The organism is Aromatoleum petrolei (genome assembly GCF_017894385.1).
Classification (GTDB): Bacteria; Pseudomonadota; Gammaproteobacteria; order Burkholderiales; family Rhodocyclaceae; genus Aromatoleum; species Aromatoleum petrolei.
Map to the genome: position 1 here is coordinate 2730662 of NZ_CP059560.1, position 18114 is coordinate 2748775.

17 protein-coding genes are annotated in these 18114 nt (G+C 69.4%); 11 read left to right on the plus strand and 6 right to left on the minus strand.

What is annotated here, in order from left to right; genetic code table 11:
• Positions 1–22: 22 nt before the first annotated feature.
• From mdcE to mdcA, 5 genes are read right to left on the minus strand one after another with little or no spacing between them, the layout of a single operon-like run.
• Positions 23–844 (minus strand): biotin-independent malonate decarboxylase subunit gamma, encoded by an 822-nt coding sequence (gene mdcE / locus ToN1_RS12475; protein ID WP_169205377.1) that lies wholly within the window; start codon positions 842–844, stop codon positions 23–25.
• 2 nt (positions 845–846) lie between these two features.
• On the minus strand, positions 847–1692 hold the full coding sequence (locus ToN1_RS12480) for a biotin-independent malonate decarboxylase subunit beta (protein ID WP_169205376.1): 846 nt from the start codon (positions 1690–1692) through the stop codon (positions 847–849).
• A 7-nt stretch (positions 1693–1699) separates the two neighbouring features.
• Positions 1700–2008 carry a malonate decarboxylase subunit delta gene (locus ToN1_RS12485; protein ID WP_169205375.1) on the minus strand — a complete coding sequence of 103 codons (309 nt, stop codon included), beginning with the start codon at positions 2006–2008 and terminating at the stop codon, positions 1700–1702.
• Between the two features lie 15 nt (positions 2009–2023).
• On the minus strand, positions 2024–2911 hold the full coding sequence (locus ToN1_RS12490) for a triphosphoribosyl-dephospho-CoA synthase (protein ID WP_169205374.1): 888 nt from the start codon (positions 2909–2911) through the stop codon (positions 2024–2026).
• Positions 2911–4572, minus strand: coding sequence for a malonate decarboxylase subunit alpha (mdcA, locus tag ToN1_RS12495; protein ID WP_169205373.1), 1662 nt, complete (start codon positions 4570–4572; stop codon positions 2911–2913). Before mdcA ends, ToN1_RS12490 begins: the two co-directional genes overlap by 1 nt.
• 157 nt (positions 4573–4729) lie before the next feature.
• Here mdcA and ToN1_RS12500 point away from each other — a divergent pair, with 157 nt between their 5' ends.
• A complete protein-coding gene (locus tag ToN1_RS12500) occupies positions 4730–5638 on the plus strand; it encodes a LysR family transcriptional regulator (protein WP_169205372.1) in 909 nt (302 codons plus the stop codon).
• Between the two features lie 40 nt (positions 5639–5678).
• On the opposite strand, the gene ToN1_RS12505 is transcribed toward ToN1_RS12500, so the two are convergent.
• Positions 5679–6770 carry an ABC transporter substrate-binding protein gene (locus ToN1_RS12505; RefSeq protein ID WP_169205371.1) on the minus strand — a complete coding sequence of 364 codons (1092 nt, stop codon included), beginning with the start codon at positions 6768–6770 and terminating at the stop codon, positions 5679–5681.
• Positions 6771–6865: 95 nt separating this feature from the next.
• Between ToN1_RS12505 and ToN1_RS12510 the strand changes: the two genes are divergently transcribed.
• The 10 genes from ToN1_RS12510 (at position 6866) to ToN1_RS12555 (ending at position 17931) form a co-directional block, all read left to right on the plus strand.
• Positions 6866–7543 carry a response regulator gene (locus ToN1_RS12510; RefSeq protein WP_169205370.1) on the plus strand — a complete coding sequence of 226 codons (678 nt, stop codon included), beginning with the start codon at positions 6866–6868 and terminating at the stop codon, positions 7541–7543.
• An 18-nt stretch (positions 7544–7561) separates the two neighbouring features.
• Positions 7562–8965: a sensor histidine kinase gene (locus ToN1_RS12515; protein WP_169205369.1), complete on the plus strand. Its 1404-nt coding sequence runs from the start codon at positions 7562–7564 to the stop codon at positions 8963–8965.
• A gap of 83 nt (positions 8966–9048) precedes the next feature.
• Positions 9049–10020 carry a Bug family tripartite tricarboxylate transporter substrate binding protein gene (locus ToN1_RS12520; protein WP_169205368.1) on the plus strand — a complete coding sequence of 324 codons (972 nt, stop codon included), beginning with the start codon at positions 9049–9051 and terminating at the stop codon, positions 10018–10020.
• An 82-nt stretch (positions 10021–10102) separates the two neighbouring features.
• On the plus strand, positions 10103–10582 hold the full coding sequence (locus ToN1_RS12525) for a tripartite tricarboxylate transporter TctB family protein (protein ID WP_169205367.1): 480 nt from the start codon (positions 10103–10105) through the stop codon (positions 10580–10582).
• A 154-nt stretch (positions 10583–10736) separates the two neighbouring features.
• The gene (locus ToN1_RS12530; protein WP_169205366.1) at positions 10737–12254 is read left to right on the plus strand and encodes a tripartite tricarboxylate transporter permease; all 1518 of its coding nucleotides are present in this window, start codon (positions 10737–10739) and stop codon (positions 12252–12254) included.
• Positions 12255–12264: 10 nt separating this feature from the next.
• A complete protein-coding gene (locus ToN1_RS12535; protein ID WP_169205365.1) occupies positions 12265–13002 on the plus strand; it encodes a TerC family protein in 738 nt (245 codons plus the stop codon).
• Between the two features lie 162 nt (positions 13003–13164).
• Positions 13165–13614 (plus strand): universal stress protein, encoded by a 450-nt coding sequence (locus ToN1_RS12540; RefSeq protein ID WP_169205364.1) that lies wholly within the window; start codon positions 13165–13167, stop codon positions 13612–13614.
• A gap of 233 nt (positions 13615–13847) precedes the next feature.
• The gene (locus ToN1_RS12545; RefSeq protein ID WP_169205363.1) at positions 13848–14090 is read left to right on the plus strand and encodes a hypothetical protein; all 243 of its coding nucleotides are present in this window, start codon (positions 13848–13850) and stop codon (positions 14088–14090) included.
• A gap of 108 nt (positions 14091–14198) precedes the next feature.
• Entirely contained in the window at positions 14199–15269 is a 1071-nt protein-coding gene (gene hemE, locus ToN1_RS12550; RefSeq protein WP_169205362.1) for a uroporphyrinogen decarboxylase, read from the plus strand.
• Between the two features lie 490 nt (positions 15270–15759).
• Positions 15760–17931: a primosomal protein N' gene (locus ToN1_RS12555; protein WP_169205361.1), complete on the plus strand. Its 2172-nt coding sequence runs from the start codon at positions 15760–15762 to the stop codon at positions 17929–17931.
• Positions 17932–18114: the final 183 nt, after the last annotated feature.

Sequence of the window (18114 nt, forward strand, 5' to 3'; positions counted from 1 at the left end):
TGGTCCTGCGATGCTCCCCCGGTCAGTCCTCCCTCCATGGGGTGCGCAATCGGTCGCGCACCTGTTGCGATAGCTGCCGTGCCGGCTGCTTCAGCCGTCCCGACAAGTCCCTCTGCGTATCCGCCCGGATATCCGCGAGCGCCTCGGCGAGGCAGCTGTCCACGCGGTCCAGGTCGCGCGCGCTGGGCGCGTCCGGGTGCTCCACCCGCAGCAGGCGCCACAGCAGGCCGAGCTGCGCGAAGCTGCCGATGTCGTAGGCCATCGGCGGAATCGTCGCCGCCAACGCGTCCAGCTCCTCGACCGAGCGCAGCGTCACGCGCGCCGCGGCGGCCTTGCCCATGGCGTGCACCATGACCGCCGGATCGTCGAGCGCGATCAGCCGGTTCGCCTGGTAACCGTGCGCGAGCAGCGCCCCCGACATCGCCTTGCCGACGATGAGGCCGATGACCGGATGTCCGGCGAGCCGTGCGTCGGCGTAGGCTGCGGCGGCCCCCGCCAGCGCCTGGTGGATCCCGTAGGCCTCCTCGCGCCGGCCGTAGGCCTGGCTCGCGACGTCGATCACCGCGACGATCGGCCGCTTGCAGGCCTTGGCGGCGTCGGCGGCGATCACCTCGCGCACCGCGCGCGCAATCATCCACGCCTCCACCAGCCCGACCTCGCCATTGCGCACCCGCGGGAAGGGATTGGCGGCGTCGCGCACGACGGCGATGTAGCGCGCGGGCTCGCCCGCCAGCGCCGCGTCGACCACGCGCACGCTCGCGGCGTAGCCGTCCAGTGCCTTTCCATTATTGGTCAACGCGGCCAGCCATGCTGCCCCGCGACCGGGCTCCTTGCCCTGTTCCATGGTCAGAGTCCTCTCTCGTAAATGGCGCGGACGTCTTCCGGCCGGGCTTGTCGGGCAGGATCCACGGCCGCGAGGCAGGCGAGGAATTCCTCGTGCCGGTCGCTGCGATGCCGGGGCGGCACCCCGGCGTGCAGCGCGGCGCGAACTTCGGCCCGGATCGCGTCGGCGTCGTCCTCGACGAAGGCGTCGGCGAGTCGCGAGCGATAGCGTTGTTCGCCGCCGGTGATGCTCCAGATGAAGGGGCGGTCGCGCGAGTCGTATTCCGCGATGCCCGCCTCCTGCTCGATGACGGCCGGGCCGTTGAGGCCGAGTCGGGCCTCCTGCGTGACGATCAGCCTGCTGCACAGGCCCGCGGCGATCGACATCCCGCCGAAGCAGCCGACGGTGCCGGCCGTGATGCCGACGACGGGCCGATAGCGGCGCAGGTCGACGATTGCCGCGTGGATCTCGGCGATCGCCGCGAGCCCGAGGTTGGCCTCCTGCAGGCGGACGCCGCCGGTCTCGAACACGATCACCGCGCGCGTCGGCACGCCCCGGCGGTTGTCCTCGGCGGCCAGCTCGAGTGCGCCGGCGATCTTCGCGCCGCCGACCTCGCCCATGCTGCCGCCCTGGAATCCGCCCTCGATGGCGAGCACCACGGCGGGCTCGCCGTCGATGCGTCCCTTCGCCACGACGACGCCGTCATCGGCCTGCGTCACGACCCCCTGCTGCGCGAGCCAGGGCGAGGCGACACGGTCGAAGGGCCCGATCAGCTCGCGCATCGAGCCCGCGTCGAGCAGGTCCCGCGCCCGCGTCCGGGCATTCATCTCGATAAAGCTGCGGCGTTTCAGCAATGCTTCGGTATTCATCTCGTCCTCACTTGCCGTCGATGGCGTCGAGTTCCTCGAAGGCCTGCTCGATGCGCATCCGCACGACGCCCGGTGTGGCGCCAAAATCGTTGATCTCGATCCGCGAGGCAGGCAGCTCGCGGGCGCCGAGCACGCGTTCCAGCACGGCCGCCCAAGTGCGCCCCATCCCCTTCACCGAGGTCGTCACCGCGACCTCGGTGCGACCGTGCGTGCCCGGTTCGAGCAGCACCTCCAGATCGCCCGAGGCGACGACACCGACCGCGGCCCGGCCGCGTGCGGGGGTGCCGGCGGCGTATGCGAGAGTGATCCTTTCCATTCGTGTTCCTCCTGATCAGGCTGTCGCTTGCGCTTCGACGCGGTCGAGAAAGAGCGTCGCCGCGAGCAGATCGGCCGCGCCCCCCGGTGAGACGTCGAGCGCAAGCAGGTGTTTTTCCAGTGCCCGCAGGGCGCGTCGCCCCGCCGCACGGCCCGCGCCGCCGGCGGCCAGCACTCCGGCGGCGCCGTCCTGGACTGCCGCGAGGGCCGTCGGCCCGCCGCGCGACAGGACGCAGGTGTCGTCGAGTTCGGCCATCACCGCGAGCAGCGCATTGAGTCGCGCGGCGTCCTCGGGATCCCCGCGCTCGCGCGACGCGCGCAAGGTCGGCAAGGCCGCGCGCGTCACGTGCGGGAAACCGGCCTGGGCCTGCGCCCTGGCGCCGCCGACGCCGTAGGCGCGGCAGGCACGCTCCCCCTTGTGACCGGTGGCGGCGGGCGCGAAGCGGTCGGGCAGGCGCGCCAGCGCCGCGGCGCGTGCGGCAACGAGCCCCGCATCGCCGCGGCCGGGCATCTGCGCGACCGCCGTGACGAGCAGGCCCAGGGCCCAGATCGCGCCGCGATGCGTGTTGATCCCGCCTGTGGCGCGCAGCATTGCCGCCTCGCCGTCGCGGCCGATCGCCCCGATGCGCTCGCGCAGCGCCTGCAACTCGCCTTCCGCCTCGCCCGCCGCCGCCATCGCCGCGAACGCCGGATGCAGGGTCCGTGCGGAATGGCACATCAAGGGCCAGCTGAGGTCGCGGTGCGCGCCGCGCCCGCGGAAATCGACGAGTCCGGGCTTGGGGCTGAGGGTGACTTCGTCGATCAGGGCGGCGACGGCATGGTCCGCCAGCCGTGTCGCGTGCGGGCGGGCCGGCGTCGCGACCGCCGCGAAGGGCCGCGCAGTCAGTTCCGATGTCGAGCCCATCACCAGCTCCTGAACTTCGCGGGCGGGTTGTACAGGCCGCCCGACCAGGTGACGAGGTCCGCCACGCTCTTGGCGGCCAGCAGCGATCGCGTCGCCTCGCCGCGCTGCACGCCGAGGTCCTCGGGCAGCGCGATCAGCCCGTCGCGGCGCAGCTGCTGCGTCGTGCGCGGGTCGTGCGTCAGGCCGATCGGCGTCACGCCGGAGACCGCGGCGAGCATGGCCTTGCGCTCCTCCAGCGAACGCGCCTTGTACAGGTAGGCGATGCCTTCCTCGGTCAGCACGTGCGTGACGTCGTCGCCGTAGATCATCACCGGCGCGAGCGGCATGCCGGTGTCGCGGGCGACATCCACGGCGTCGAGCGATTCGACGATGGTCGGTTTGCCGCCGGCCTGGAAGGTCTCGACCAGTTGCACGACGAGCTTCCGGCCGCGTGCCAGCGGGTCGTCGGTCTCGACGAGATCCAGCCACGCCGGGGTCGGATGGCGGCGTCCGCGCGGGTCGTGGCCCATGTTCGGCGCCCCGCCGAAGCCCGTCAGGCGGCCGTGCGTGACGGTGGAGGAATTGCCCAGGCCGTCCATCTGCAGCGTCGAGCCGATGAAGAGGTCGACCGCGTACTGCCCGGCAAGCTGGCAGAGGGCGCGGTTCGAGCGCATGGAACCGTCGCGGCCGGTGAAGAAGACGTCGGGCCGCGCCGCGACATACTTCTCCATCCCCAGTTCGCCGCCGAAGCAGTGCATGCTTTCCACCCAGCCGCTCTCGATCGCGGGAATCAGCGTCGGGTGCGGGTTGAGCGTCCAGTTGCGGCAGATCTTGCCCTTGAGGCCGAGCTTCTCGCCGTAGGTCGGCAGGATCAGCTCGATCGCGGCGGTGTTGAAGCCGATCCCGTGATTGAGCGACTGCACCTGGTGCCGCTCATACACGCCGCGGATCGCCATCATCGCCATCAGGATGTGCATTGGCGAGATGAGGCGGGGGTCGCGCGTGAAGAGGGGCTCGATGAAGAAGGGCCTGTCCGCCTGGACGACGAAGTCGATCCACGAGGCCGGCACATCCACGCGCGGCAGCTCGCCGGGATCGTCGACGATCTCATTCACCTGCGCGATGACGATGCCGTCGCTGAAGGCGGCGGCCTCGACCAGCGCGGGGGTGTCTTCCGTGCTGGGGCCCGTGTACAGATTGCCCTGACGGTCGGCCGCATAGGCGGCAACCAGCACCACGTTGGGGATCAGGTCGACGAACAGGCGGGCATAGAGCTCGATGTAGGTGTGGATCGCGCCGACCTCGAGCCGGCCGTCGGCGAGGAACTGCGAGATGCGCAGGCTCTGCGTCCCCGCGTAGGCGAAGTCGAGCTTGCGGGCGATGCCGCGTTCGAACAGATCGAGATGCTCGGGCCGGCTCACGCTCGGCATGATCAGGTGCAGGTCGTGGAGCACCGCGGGGTCCGTGCGCGCGAGGGAACGCGAGAGGAAGTCGGCCTGCTTCTGGTTGTTGCCTTCGAGCACGACGCGGTCGCCCGGGGCGATGAGCCGCTCGAGCGCCTCGACGAGGCGGTCCTGATACAGGACGACGCCGTCGGCAAGGGCGCGAACCTGCTCGAGGCGGCGCTGTTTCTCGCGCCGCCTGCGGCTCCACCGCGGGTCGAGTTGAGCACTGGCTTGCATGTTCACTCCGTCAAGTTGGACTTCGTGATGGCAAGATAGGCCTGCCGAACGGTAGCTTCAATCAACCGAGAAGTTGTTTTATTAACTTGAGAGTAATTAAAATTTGTTGATCGTCCCTTGATTTCCCTTATCTACTCACCTTTGGGAGGCGCCCGCGATGCAGGTCGATGAGCAGGTGACGTTCCGCAAACTCGAAGTCTTTCTCGCGTTCCTGGAGCTCGGGAACATGAACCGCGTCGCCGAGGCGGTCGGCCAGAGTACGGTCAGCGTGCATCGCGCCCTGCATTCGCTCGAAGAGGGGCTGCGCTGTCCGTTGTTCCGCCGTGAGGGGCGGCGCCTGATCCCGCTCGCCGCCGCCTACGCATTCGCGGAGCATGCGGGGCGCGCGGTGCGGGCGTGCGTCGACGGCATCGAGGCGGCGCGCGAGGCGGCCGGCTTCACGACGGCGCGGCTGCGCATCGGCGCCCTGTATTCGCTCACCGTGCGCACGCTGCCGCGCCTGCTGATGCGGCTCAAGGCGCGCAGGCCCGAGCTCGACGTCGAGCTGACGCTCGGCTCCAACCGCGATCTGCTCGACAAGCTCAACGACGACCGCCTCGATGCCATCGTGATCGCGGTGCAGGCCGATACGCCGGTTGCCGAGCTGATCGCCATCCCGATGTTCGACGACGAGATCTGCTTCGCGACCCCGCGCGACTCCCGCTATGCCGACCGCAGGACGATCGACCTGCAGGAGATGCGCGGCGAGAAATTCGTCAGTCTCAGCGAGGACTTCGCCACCTACCGCGACTTCGTCCAGGCCTTCGAGATCGCCGGATTCCGGCCCGAGATCGCGATGCGCGTCGGCGACATCTTCTCCCTGACCAATCTGGTCAGTGGCGGGGTCGGCCATGCGCTGCTGCCGCGCCGGGTCGAGGAGTTCACGCCGCAGGTCAGGTTCATTCCGCTCGAGGCGCGCTATGCCACGAGCCAGCACATCGCGCTGCTGCTGCCGCGCAAGCGCGAGCGCAATCCGAACCTGCTGGCGCTGTCGGCCGAATGCCGCATGTTCAAGTGGCGCGAGTAGGCGCGCCGACGACTCGTCGGCCGGGCGGGAAAAGCGGGGGTCAGGGCACCGGGAACAGCGTGTGGTGCCACTTGCGCAGGAAGTCGCGGCGCTTGACCTGGTCGAGGTAGGTCATCAGGCCGGGCCCGATCGGGATCGGACGGAAGGCGCCGCCGAGCTGGCGGCGCAGCTCGGTGGCCGCGGCATCCTCGGGCACGTCGTCGCGCACCGAGAAGAAACCCGGGTTCTGCGCGAGCTGCCGTTGCCCCTCGTGCGACAGCAGGTAGTCGAGCCACAGGCGCGCGGCGTTGGGATGCCGCGCGCCGCGGGAGATGAAGGCGATGCGGCTGAGCACCAGCGTGTAGTCGCGCGGCAGCACCACGCCGATCGCGGGGTCGTCGTGGGCGCGCAGCAGCGCGTAGGAGCCGAGCACGTTGTAGCCGATCAGGGCCTCGCCCGACGCGATGCGGTCGAGCATGCCGGTGGTCGAGGCGAGGGTCACCGTGCCGGTGCGGCCGAAGGCTTGGGCGAGCTTCCAGAACACGACCGGGTTGGCGATCACGTCCTGCGTGTGCAGCATGAAGCCGAGGCCCGAAGTGGAGGGTTCGTAGGTTGCCAGCTTGCCGCGGAAGCGCTCGGGCTGCTGGGCGAGCAGGCGCAACAGCTCGGCATGGGTCGTGGGCACCTCGGCGGGAGCGAGGAGCTTGCGGTTGTACGCGATCGCCACCGGTTCGAAGGTGGTGCCGAAGGCCTCGTTCTTCCACACCGCCCATTCGGGCAGCGCGGCCGTTTCGGCGGAGCGGTGGGGCTGGGCGTAGCCGTCGTTGACGAGCTTCACCTGCAGGTCCACCGCCGAGCTCCACACGATGTCGGGCTGCTCGCCGCGCGCAGCCTCGTCGAGGAAGCGCCGCGACAGCTCGCCGCTGTTGAGGTCCTCGTAGTGCACGCGCACCCCGGGGTAGCGGCGTTCGAAGTCCTGCAGCAGCGGGCGCGCGATGCGCTCGTCGGTCACCGCGTAAATGATCACCCGGCCCTCGCGTACAGCCGCCGCGTACCGCGTGTCGTCACGTTCGGCGTGCGCTCCGGCGACAGGCAGCACGCACGCGCACGCAAGAGTGACGGTGCGGAGCAGGCGGGGCAGAAAGGAGCTCAATCCGGATTCCTCCTCGCAGTCGGCGGCGGTTTTGCGCGATGCGATCGTTTGCGGCACGATGATCCTTCCCACGGCTTTCGATTCACTTTCAGACGATGCGCCTGCTGCTCGTAGAGGATCATACCGAACTCGCGGAATGGGTTTCCAAGGCGCTGGTGCAGGCGGGCTACGCCGTCGACGTGATGCGCCGCGGCGACCACGCCGACCACGCGCTGCTCACGCAGCCCTACGACCTGGTCGTGCTCGACCTGTCGCTGCCCGGGCTGGACGGCCTGGAGGTGTTGCGCCGCCTGCGCGGGCGGGAGGCGACGAAGAACACGCCGGTGATCATCCTTACCGCGCGTGGCGCCACCGAGGACCGCGTGAAGGGGCTCAATCTCGGCGCCGACGACTACCTGCCCAAGCCCTTCGAGCTCACCGAACTGGAAGCGCGCATCAAGGCGCTGCTGCGCCGCGCGGGCAACCTCGTGCCGACGGTGAGGATCGGCCGGCTGGAGTTCGATCTCGGCTCGCGTCTCGCGACCGTCGACGGCAAGCCGCTGTCGCTGACACCGCGCGAGCTGGCGGTGCTGGAGGCGCTGATCGCGCGCCAGGGCCGGCCGCTCGCGCGCGAGGCGCTGTTCGAGAAGGTGTTCAGCTTCGACGAGGAGGCGCGCCCGGAGGCAATCGAGATCTACGTGCATCGCCTGAGGAAGAAGCTGGAAGGGTCGGGAGCGGTCGTCACGACCCTGCGCGGGTTGGGCTACCTGATCGGCGAGGCGGGCGGTGACTGAGGCTTCGCGCGGATGGGCATGCGCGCATCGCTGAGCCTGCGCGGGCGCGTCGCGCGCTGGCTGCTGCCGCCGCTGCTGATCCTGCTCGCGATCAATGCCGTGTTGTCCTGGCTGGGCGCGCGCCAGGCGGTCAACCGCGCCTACGATCGCTCGCTCACGGCCTCGGTGCGCGCGATCGCCGAGCAGGTCCATTCGCTCGAGGGCGAGATCACCGTCGATGTGCCGTACTCGGCCTTCGAGGTGTTCGAGGCGGGCGTGCAGGAGCGCATCTTCTACGCGGTGTTCGCCCCCGACGGGCGCCTCGTGACCGGCTACGAGGATCTGCGCGCGCCGCGCGTGCCGGCCGAGGACGGCGCGCTGCTGATCGCGGAGATGCCCTACCGCGGCGAGGAGGTGCGCATCGGCGCGATGAAGAAGCGTCTATACGACCCGGCGCTCGCCGGCAGCGATGCGGTGACCATCGTATTCGCCGAGACTACCGAGTCGCGGGTCGCGCTCGCGCGCGAGCTGTTCTTCGACAGCCTGCGCCGCCAGCTGCTGCTCGTCGGGCTGGGGGCGTTGATGCTGGCCCTGGCGTTGGGCACGGCCTTCCGCCCGCTGGTGGAGCTGCGCGATGCGGTGCAGAAGCGCGCCGAGGACGATCTCACGCCGGTGCCCACGGGCAACGTGCCGAGCGAGGTGCAGCCGCTGATCGGCGCGATCAACCACCACATGGAGCGCTTGTCGGCGATGCTCGTGGCGCGCCGGCGTTTCCTGACCGATGCCGCGCACCAGATCCGCACCCCCCTCGCGGTGCTCAGCACGCAGGCCGAGTTCGGCGCGCGCCAGGGCGATCCGGGCGAAATGCGGCGCATTTTCGAGAGCATCCTGGCGACGATACGCAGCACGCGCCGCATGGCCGACCAGATGCTGTCGTTGTCGCGCGCGGAGCCGGCGAACGGCCTGATCCAGGAGCAGGAGCCCGTCGAGCTCACCGACATCGCGCGCGAGGTGGCGCTGGAGCTCGTGCCGGTGGCGCTGAAGAAGCACATCGAGCTCGCGTTCGAGGAGACCGGGCCGGCGCCGATGACCGGCAACGCGGCAATGCTGCGCGAGCTCGCCGCGAACCTCGTGGACAATGCCATCCGCTACAGCCCGCCGGACACGCAGGTCGTCGTCGCGACCGGCGCGTCGGACGGGCGCGTCGTGCTCGCGGTGAGCGACGAGGGGCCGGGCATCCCGCTCGACGAGCGCGACAAGGTGTTCGGGCGCTTCTACCGCATCCTCGGCCAGGGCGGTCCGGACGGCAGCGGCCTGGGGCTCGCGATCGTGCGCGAGATCGCGCTCGCGCACGGCGGCGAAGTGCGCCTCGCGGACGCGGCGGGGGGACACGGGCTGCTCGTCGAGGTGGAGTTCCCGCGCCGCGAAGCTGTCGCCGGCTGAAAGCCAATCGAAAGCACTCCTCCGTATCGTCCGCCTCCATGCAGGGCCGGAGCGACCGGCCTCATTCCAAGGAGGAGACAAGCATGTTCAGGAACATCGTCAGGACCACCCTCGTCGCCGGCGCACTCGGCCTCGGCTTCGTCGCCAGCACCCCGGCGCTCGCGCTCGACAACGTGAAAATCCTCGTGCCGGCCAACCCCGGTGGCGGCTGGGACCAGACCGCGCGCGCGCTGCAGGCGGCAATGAACGCCGAAGGCCTCGCGAAGAAGGTCACGGTCGACAACAAGGGCGGCGCGGGCGGCACGATCGGGCTGGCGCAGTTCGTCAATGGCGCGAAGGGCGACGGCGGCGCGACCCTGGTCGGCGGCATGGTGATGGTCGGCGCGATCGCGACCAACAAGTCGCCTGTGAACCTGACCCAGGTGACGCCGCTGGCGCGCCTCTCCGGCGAGACGCTGGTCGTCGTCGTGCCGGCGAGTTCCAAGATCCAGACCCTCAAGGACCTGATCGAGCAGTTCAAGGCCAGTCCGGGCTCGGTCGCGTGGGGCGGCGGTTCGGCGGGCGGCTCGGACCACATCCTCGCCGGTTTGATCGCGCAGGCCGTCGGCGTCGAGCCGGCCAAGGTCAATTACATCGCCTATTCGGGCGGCGGCGAGGCCCAGGCCGCGATCATGGGCGGCCACGTCACGGCGGGCATCAGCGGCTTCGGCGAGTTCCAGTCGCAGATCAAGTCCGGCAAGCTGCGCGCGCTGGCGGTCTCGGGCGCCGAGCGCATCCCCGGCGAGAGCGTGCCGACGCTGAAGGAGCAGGGCGTCAATGTCGAGATGGTCAACTGGCGTTCGATCTTCGCCGCCCCCGGCATCAGCGAGGCGCAGCACAAGGAGCTCGTCGCCGCGCTCGACAAGGCGGTGGCCTCGACCTCGTGGAAGGAGGCCCTGAAGCGCAACGACTGGACCGACATGTACCTCGCCGGCCCCGAGTTCAAGAAGTTCCTCGACGCCGACATCGCGCGCATCACCAAGCTGGTGACCGACCTCGGCATGGTCAAGCCCTGAGCGGCCCGCTCGGCCCGCAGCACCCCTCCCGCGCGGGGCCGCGCCGTCGCGGCCCGCGGGAGCTCTTCCGGAGACATTCGAGATGCAAAGCAAGCGCATCGACGCCGGCGAGCTGCTGATCTCGCTCGCACTGCTGGCCCTGGGCAGCTTCGTCGTGTTCGAGACCCAGGGCATCGCCGAGACGCAGGGCTATTCGCAGGTCGGCCCGCGGCTTTTTCCCTACCTCATCGGCACCGGCCTGACGCTGTGCGGCACCTGGCTCGCGTGGCAGGCGCTCTCCGGCGGCTGGCGCGCGATGCCGGACGAGGCCGAGACGCACGCCGCGCCCGACCGCATGGGCTTCCTGCTGATCAGCGCCGGCGTCGTGCTGCACATGGTGCTGATCGGCTGGGCCGGCTTCATCCTCGCCTCGACCCTGCTCTTCGTGCTGGTCGCGCGTGGCTTCGGCAGCACGAAGCCGGTGCGCGACGTGGCGATCGCGGCGGTGCTGTCGACCATCGTGTATTTCCTCTTCACGCAGGCGCTGGGTCTGAGCCTGCCTGCGGGCCTGTTCGGAGGCTGAGATGAAACGACCCCCACGCTCACTTTGTTCGCGGAGGGCAGGCTTTGCACAGCCTGCCCGTTCGGCAGGCACGGCGCAGTGCGCCGCGAAATCCCTGCCTCACCCCCCCAAGGGGGCGCAGGCCTCCCTTGGGGCGGCCCGGCGGGAGGCCTGAATGGAAACCCTGAACGCACTCCTCTCCGGTTTTGCCGTCGCGCTGACGCTGCAGAACCTGCTGCTCGGCTTCGTCGGCGTCACGCTGGGCACGGCGGTCGGCGTGCTGCCGGGCGTCGGCCCGGCGCTGACGGTGGCGCTGCTGCTGCCCGCGACCGCGAGCTTCGATCCCACCGGCGCGCTGATCATGTTCGCCGGCATCTACTACGGCGCGATGTTCGGCGGCTCGACGACCTCGATCCTGCTCAACACGCCGGGCGAATCGGCGACCATCGTCACCGCGATGGAAGGCAACATGATGGCCAAGCGCGGCCGCGCCGGCCCGGCGCTGGCAACTTCGGCGATCGGGTCCTTCGTCGCGGGCACGATAGGCACGGTGCTGCTGACCTTCGTGTCGCCCTTCGCCGTGGACGTCGCGCTGAAGTTCGGCCCCGCCGAATACTTCTCGGTGATGGTGCTGGCCTTCGTGACCGTGTCGGCGGTGCTCGGCTCCTCGCCCGCGCGCGGTCTCGCCGCGCTCTTCCTGGGCCTCACGATCGGCCTCATCGGGCTCGACAGCCAGACCGGCCAGGCGCGCTTCACGCTGGGTGTGCCGGAACTCCTCGACGGCCTCGACATCGTCGTCGTCGCGGTGGGGCTCTTCGCAGTCGGGGAGACGCTCTACGTGGCGACCTACCTCAACCGCGGTGTCGACACCATCGAGCAGATGAAGGGCTCGATCTGGATGAGCAAGGAGGACTGGAAGCGCTCGTGGAAGCCGTGGCTGCGCGGCACCGCGTTCGGCTTCCCGTTCGGCTGCATCCCCGCGGGCGGCGCCGAGATCCCGACCTTCCTCTCCTATGCGACGGAGAAGAAGCTCAGCCGGCATTCGGCCGAGTTCGGCAAGGGTGCGATCGAAGGCGTGGCGGGGCCGGAAGCGGCCAACAACGCGTCCGCGAGCGGCACGCTGATGCCGCTGCTGACCCTGGGCCTGCCGACCACCGCGACGGCCGCGATCATCCTCGCCGCGTTCCAGCAGTACGGCCTGCAACCCGGCCCGCTGCTGTTCGACACGCAACCGGAGCTGATTTGGGGCCTGATTGCAAGCATGTATATCGGAAACGTCATCCTGCTTGCGCTGAACCTGCCGCTCGTGGGGGTCTGGATAAAATTGCTGTCGATCCCGCGCCCGCTACTCTACGCCGGCATCCTGATCTTCGCGACGATGGGTGCCTACGGCATCCGCAACTCGTGGTTCGACCTCGCGCTGCTGTACGGCATCGGTCTGCTGGGATTCGTGATGCGCCGCTACGACATTCCGGTCGCCCCGGTGCTGGTCGGCCTGATCCTGGGACCATTGTCGGAGCAGCAGTTCCGCCGCGCGCTGGCGATCAGCCAGGGCGACCTGTCGATCTTCGTGACCCAGCCGATCTCGGCGACGGTGCTCGTGATCACCGCGCTGGTCGTGATCGTGCCGCAGGCGTGGCGCCTCGTGCGTCGCATGCAGGCGAACGCGATCGGCCACCATTCCCCGATCTGAGGAGAGAAAAGTGATTGAAACCATGATGGATGCCGCCTTCTGGGTGTCCGTGCTGCAGATCATCGCCATCGACATCCTGCTCGGCGGCGACAATGCGGTCGTGATCGCGCTGGCATGCCGCAGGCTGCCCGAGCACCAGCGCGCCAAGGGCATCGCGTGGGGCGTGGTCGGCGCGATCGGCCTGCGCATCGTGCTGATCTTCTTCGCGCTGCAGTTGCTGGCGCTGCCTTTCCTGAAGGTCGTCGGCGCGCTGCTGCTCTTGTGGATCGGCGTCAAGCTGTTGCAGCCCGAGGACGACGACAGCCACGGCAACATCGAGGGCTCGACGCATCTGCTCGGTGCGATCAAGACCATCGTCGTCGCCGACGCGGTGATGAGCCTCGACAACGTGATCGCGGTCGCCGGCGCGGCCAAGGGCGATCTCGGCCTCGTCGTGTTCGGCATCGTCGTGAGCATCCCCATCATCGTGTGGGGCAGCAAGTTCGTGCTGAAACTGATGGATCGCTTCCCGATGGTCATCACGCTGGGGGCGGCCCTTCTCGGCTGGATCGCCGGCGGCATGCTGGTCGGCGACGTCGTCGTGAAGCCCTACGTCGAGCACCTCCCGGGCTGGCTGCACTACCTGAGTTCGGCGGTCGGGGCGCTGTTCGTCGTCGCGCTCGGCCGCTGGCTGGCGCAGCGGCAGACCGGTGGCGAGGTGGGCGAGCTCGCGGTCGAGACCGCCGGCGCGGGCGCCGGGCGTGACTAGCGCAATGACCGTCCCGATCGGAGACCTCCGTTCGCCCTGAGCTGGTCGAAGGGCCGTCGCAAGGCCCCGACAGGCACAGCCCGAACGGCGGTTCGTTGCCGCCCCGCGCAACAGCCGCCGTTCGCGCCACCCAGGCACCTCCCAATTCAAGAAGGACGCACCATGTTCAAGCACATCCTCGTCCCCACCGACGGCTCGCCGCTGTCCGATCAGGCCCTCGACCGCGCGATCGCGCTCGGCCGCAGCATGGGCGCGCGCCTGACCATCCTCAACGCGACCGCCGAAGCGCCGTTCCCGGTGACCAACTTCGGCGAGGACGGCCACTACGATCCCGAGAAGTCGCGTCGTTTCGCTAGTGAGGCCGCGACGCACGGCCAGCGCATCCTCGACGCCGCACTCGCGCGCGCACGCGAGGCAGGGATCGACGCGGAATCCGTCCTCGAAAGCAGCGAGACACCCCACCGCGTGATCATCCACACGGCCGAGCGCCGCGGCTGCGACCTGATCTGCATGGCCTCGCACGGCCGGCGCGGCATCAACGCGCTGCTGCTGGGCAGCGAGACCAACAAGGTGCTCACGCATTGCACGATTCCCGTGCTGGTGTGCCGCTGAACCTGCGGCCGTCCGAGGCCCCGTCCGTTCCGTTCGCGCCTGTGGCGGGGAGCCGACCGTCCGGGCAGGCTCCACTGGAAAGCGCCTGACCATCCGCGCTCGCCATCCGGAATGCGACTTGCCAGCGCCGGGTATCGGCTCCTTGTGCGGCCGCACTCCCGTCCGCTGGCACACAACTTGTATCGACCTCGGCTGATCCAGCAAACTGCGACCAACATTCCGAGGATATCGACATGACACCGCTCCGCCTCTCCACCGCCATCGCTCTCGTCCTCGTCGCCGGCCCGGCCCTCGCGCACGGCGACCACGGCTTCGTGCCGGGCCTCGCGCACATGTTCTCGTCCGGCATCGAGCACCTGCCGTCGGCGCTCGTCACGCTCGTGAGTGCGTTCTTCGCGGTCCGCTCGACCGGCGCGCTGCGCTGGACGCTGGGCGGGCTGGCGGCCGCCGCGGGCGCGCTGACCTTCGCGATCTGAGCGCGCGGCGGGGCAAATCCCCCGCCGCCTGTGCGGGCTCGGCATGACGGCGGAAAAACGGCGATAATTACGGTTTGCGCCCGCTCGGGCAGATTTGAGGACGTAACCGTGACCCGCCTGCAGAACGACACCTTCCTGCGCGCCTTGCTGCGCCAGCCGACCGAATACACGCCGCTGTGGCTGATGCGGCAGGCGGGACGCTACCTGCCCGAGTACTGCGAGACCCGCAAGCGCGCCGGCAGCTTCCTGAACCTGTGCAAGAGCCCGACGATGGCCTGCGAAGTCACGCTGCAGCCGCTCGCGCGCTACAACCTCGACGCCGCGATCCTGTTCTCGGACATCCTCACCGTGCCCGACGCGATGGGCCTGGGCCTGTACTTCGCCGAAGGCGAGGGCCCGCGCTTCGAGCGCCCGCTGCGCGACGAGTGGGAGATCCGCAACCTCGCGATCCCCGACCCGCACGCCGAACTGCAGTACGTGATGGACGCGGTCGCCGAGATCCGCCGCGCCTTGAACGGCAGCGTGCCGCTGATCGGTTTCTCGGGCAGCCCGTGGACGCTGGCCTGCTACATGGTCGAAGGCGGCTCGTCCGACGACTACCGCAAGGTCAAGGCGATGGCCTACTCGCGCCCCGACCTGATGCACCACATCCTCAGCGTGACGGCCGACTCCGTCGTCGCCTACCTCAACGCGCAGATCGAATCCGGCGCGCAGGCCGTGATGGTGTTCGACTCCTGGGGCGGTGCCTTGTCGGAAGCGGCCTACCACGAGTTCTCGCTGCCCTATCTCAAGCGCGTCGTCGATGGGCTGATCAAGGAGCGTGAGGGCGAGCGCGTGCCGAACATCGTGTTCACCAAGGGCGGCGGCTTGTGGATCGAGAGCATCGCCGCCATCGGCTGCGACGCGGTCGGCCTCGACTGGACCATGGACATCGGCCGCGCGCGCAAGCTCGTCGGCGACAAGGTCGCGCTGCAGGGCAACCTCGACCCGAACGTGCTGTTCGCGCCGCCCGAAGCCATCGCGCGCGAAGCGAAGCGTGTGCTCGATTCCTTCGGCAACCACCCCGGCCACGTCTTCAACCTCGGCCACGGCATCTCGCAGTTCACGCCGCCCGACTCGGTGTCCGTGCTGGTCGACACCGTGCACGAGCACAGCCGCAAGATTCGCGCGGGCGCCTGAGCGTTTCGCGGCGGTACCCGAACCCCGGCCGGGTTGCGCAGGACGCGCCCCGCCGGGGTTCCCTTTTGGGGCCGGGGAAAATTCCCCGTTTGTCGGCACCGTCACGCCGCGACGTGCGCAATCGGGGGTGTCCGGCCGACCCTTGTCAAGCGGAATAATATGCGTTGACCGCTTGACTTATGCACACCGGAGCACTCCCGAAGCCGGATCCTGCATGGAATCGGGGTTTATTCACCAGAAACTCTAAGTAATTGAAAAATATAAAATAAAAATTTGCCTACTGTTAAGGCAATGTGACACAAGGGCAGGACTGGCGCCGGGTTCAGGACGTTTCACCCATGCTATCAACAAAGTTATCCACAGGATTTGTGGACAAGCGTCGGAACGGTTTCGCGGCAAAGATTTACTCCCCGTTTCCGAACAACGAATTTAACAACGTGCCGTAAACATCTGATATTTAATTGAAAGCTGTGTAAGAAACGAAACCCGAATGCCCATCGTCCGCGTCGCGCTTCCCGTTCCTCTGCCGCAACTCTTTGATTATTCATCGCAAGATGCATGCGATGAGGATGTCGGCCGCTGCGTGCGGGTGCCCTTCGGACGGGGGGAGAAGAGCGGCCTGATCGTTGCGCGCGTCGCCGAATCGGACCTCGACCCCGCGCGCCTCAAGGCGGTGCGTCACATCCAGCGCGAGGTCGCGCCGCTGCCGGCGGACTGGCTGGAGCTGGTCGGCTTCGTCGCGCGCTACTACCACGCGCCGCTCGGCGAAGTGATCGCGCTCGCCTTGCCGCCCGGGCTGCGCCGCGCCGATGCGGTGAGCGACCGCGAAAGCGACCCGCTGCTGGACCTGAGCGAGGCAGGCCACGCGGCGCTGGCCGAGGGCCGCCGTGCGAGCCGGGCGCTGGCCCTGCTCGGCGAACTGCGCGCGGCCGGCGTGATCCGCCGCAGCGCCGCGCGCGAGCTGCCGGCCGGGGCGGCGCTGGGCGACGCGATGAAGCGCGGCTGGGTCGTCGCCGTGCGAGGTGCGGATCCGGCGATGCCGGCGGCGAACCGCCCCGAGCTCACCGACGAGCAGCGCGCCGCGGTCGAGGCGGTGTCGGCGGCGCCGCAAGGCTTCGCGCCCTGGCTGCTGCAGGGCGTGACCGGCAGCGGCAAGACCGAGGTGTACCTGCGCCTGGCCGAGCGCGCGCTCGCCGCCGGCCAGCAGGTGCTGATGCTGGTGCCCGAGATCGCGCTCACGCCGCAGCTCGAATCGCGCGTCGCCAACCGCTTCCCCGCCGCCTGCGTCGTGAGCCTGCATTCCGCGCTCGCCGAAGGGGCGCGCTCGCGCGGCTTCGTGCAGGCGCTCGAAGGCCGCGCGGACATCGTGCTGGGCACGCGCCTGTCGGTGTTCGCGCCGCTGCCGCGCCTGGGGCTGATCCTCGTCGACGAGGAGCACGACGCGTCCTACAAGCAGCAGGAAGGCGTGCGCTATTCGGCGCGCGACGTCGCCGTGTGGCGCGCGCGCCAGCGCGGCGTCCCGGTCGTGCTCGGCTCGGCGACGCCCTCGCTGGAGAGCTGGCAGCACGCGCGGCTCGAACGCTACCGCAGCCTGCGTCTCGACGCGCGCGCGCTGGCGAGCACGCTGCCCGCGGTGCGCCGCATCGACACGCGCCGCATGAAGCTCGACGAAGGCCTCAGCCCGCAGCTCAAGACCGCGATCGGCGAGCGCCTCGCACGCGGTGAGCAGAGCCTTGTCTTCCTCAACCGCCGCGGCTACGCGCCGGTGCTGTCCTGCCCCGCCTGCGGCTGGGTCAGCCAGTGTCCGCACTGTTCGGCCAACCTCGTCGTGCATCTCGCCGACCGGCGCCTGCGTTGCCACCATTGCGGCTGCGATACCGAGGTGCCGCACCATTGCCCGGTGTGCAGCAACCAGGACATCCAGCCCTTCGGCCGTGGCACGCAGCGCGTCGAGGCGCGCCTCGTGGAGCTCTTCCCCGAAGCGCGCGTGCTGCGCGTGGACCGCGATTCGGCGCGCACGCGCAACCAGTGGGAAAGCCTGCTCGCGCAGATCGCCAGCGGCGAGGCCGACATCCTCGTCGGCACGCAGATGATGGCCAAGGGGCACGACTTCCCGCAGCTCACGCTGGTGGGCGTGATCGGTGCCGACGCGTCCCTGCACGCGGCGGACTTCCGCGCGCCGGAGCGCCTGTTCCAGCAGCTGATGCAGGTCGGCGGGCGTGCGGGACGCGCGCACCTGCCGGGCGAAGTGCTGATCCAGACCGAATACCCCGACCACCCGCTGTACCGCTGCCTCGTGAAGCACGACTTCGACGCGTTCGCCGCGAGCGCGCTGGACGAGCGCCGCGCCGCGGGCTTCCCGCCCTTCACCTTCCAGGCGATGCTGCGCGCCGACGCACCGATGCTCGACGACGCGATGCAGTTCCTCGCCCACGCGCGCCGCCTCGCCCAGGAAATGGCGCCGGCCGGCGTGAGGGTGTTCGACGCGGTGCCGATGCGCATGACGCGCCTGGCGCGCCGCGAACGCGCCCAGCTCTTGGTCGAGGCCGACGAGCGCGCGCCGCTGCAGGGTTTCATCGCGCACTGGATCGAGGTGCTGCGCGGGCAGCGTACTCATCGCGAGCTGCGCTGGCAGCTGGACGTGGATCCGCTGGACGTCTGAGCCTGCGGCCGGCCCCCTCTCCGCGCATGTGGAAGGGGGCATTCGCGGCTGAAGCCATTCCCACGGAGCGCGTCGAGGATTCGCCGAACTCGATCCTACGCAGGCCCTCTGGAAAGGACAGTGGAAAGTAACTTTCCGGAGTTTGGTTTCAGCCGGCTCGAGGCTTGCCGGGTGAACTTCCCC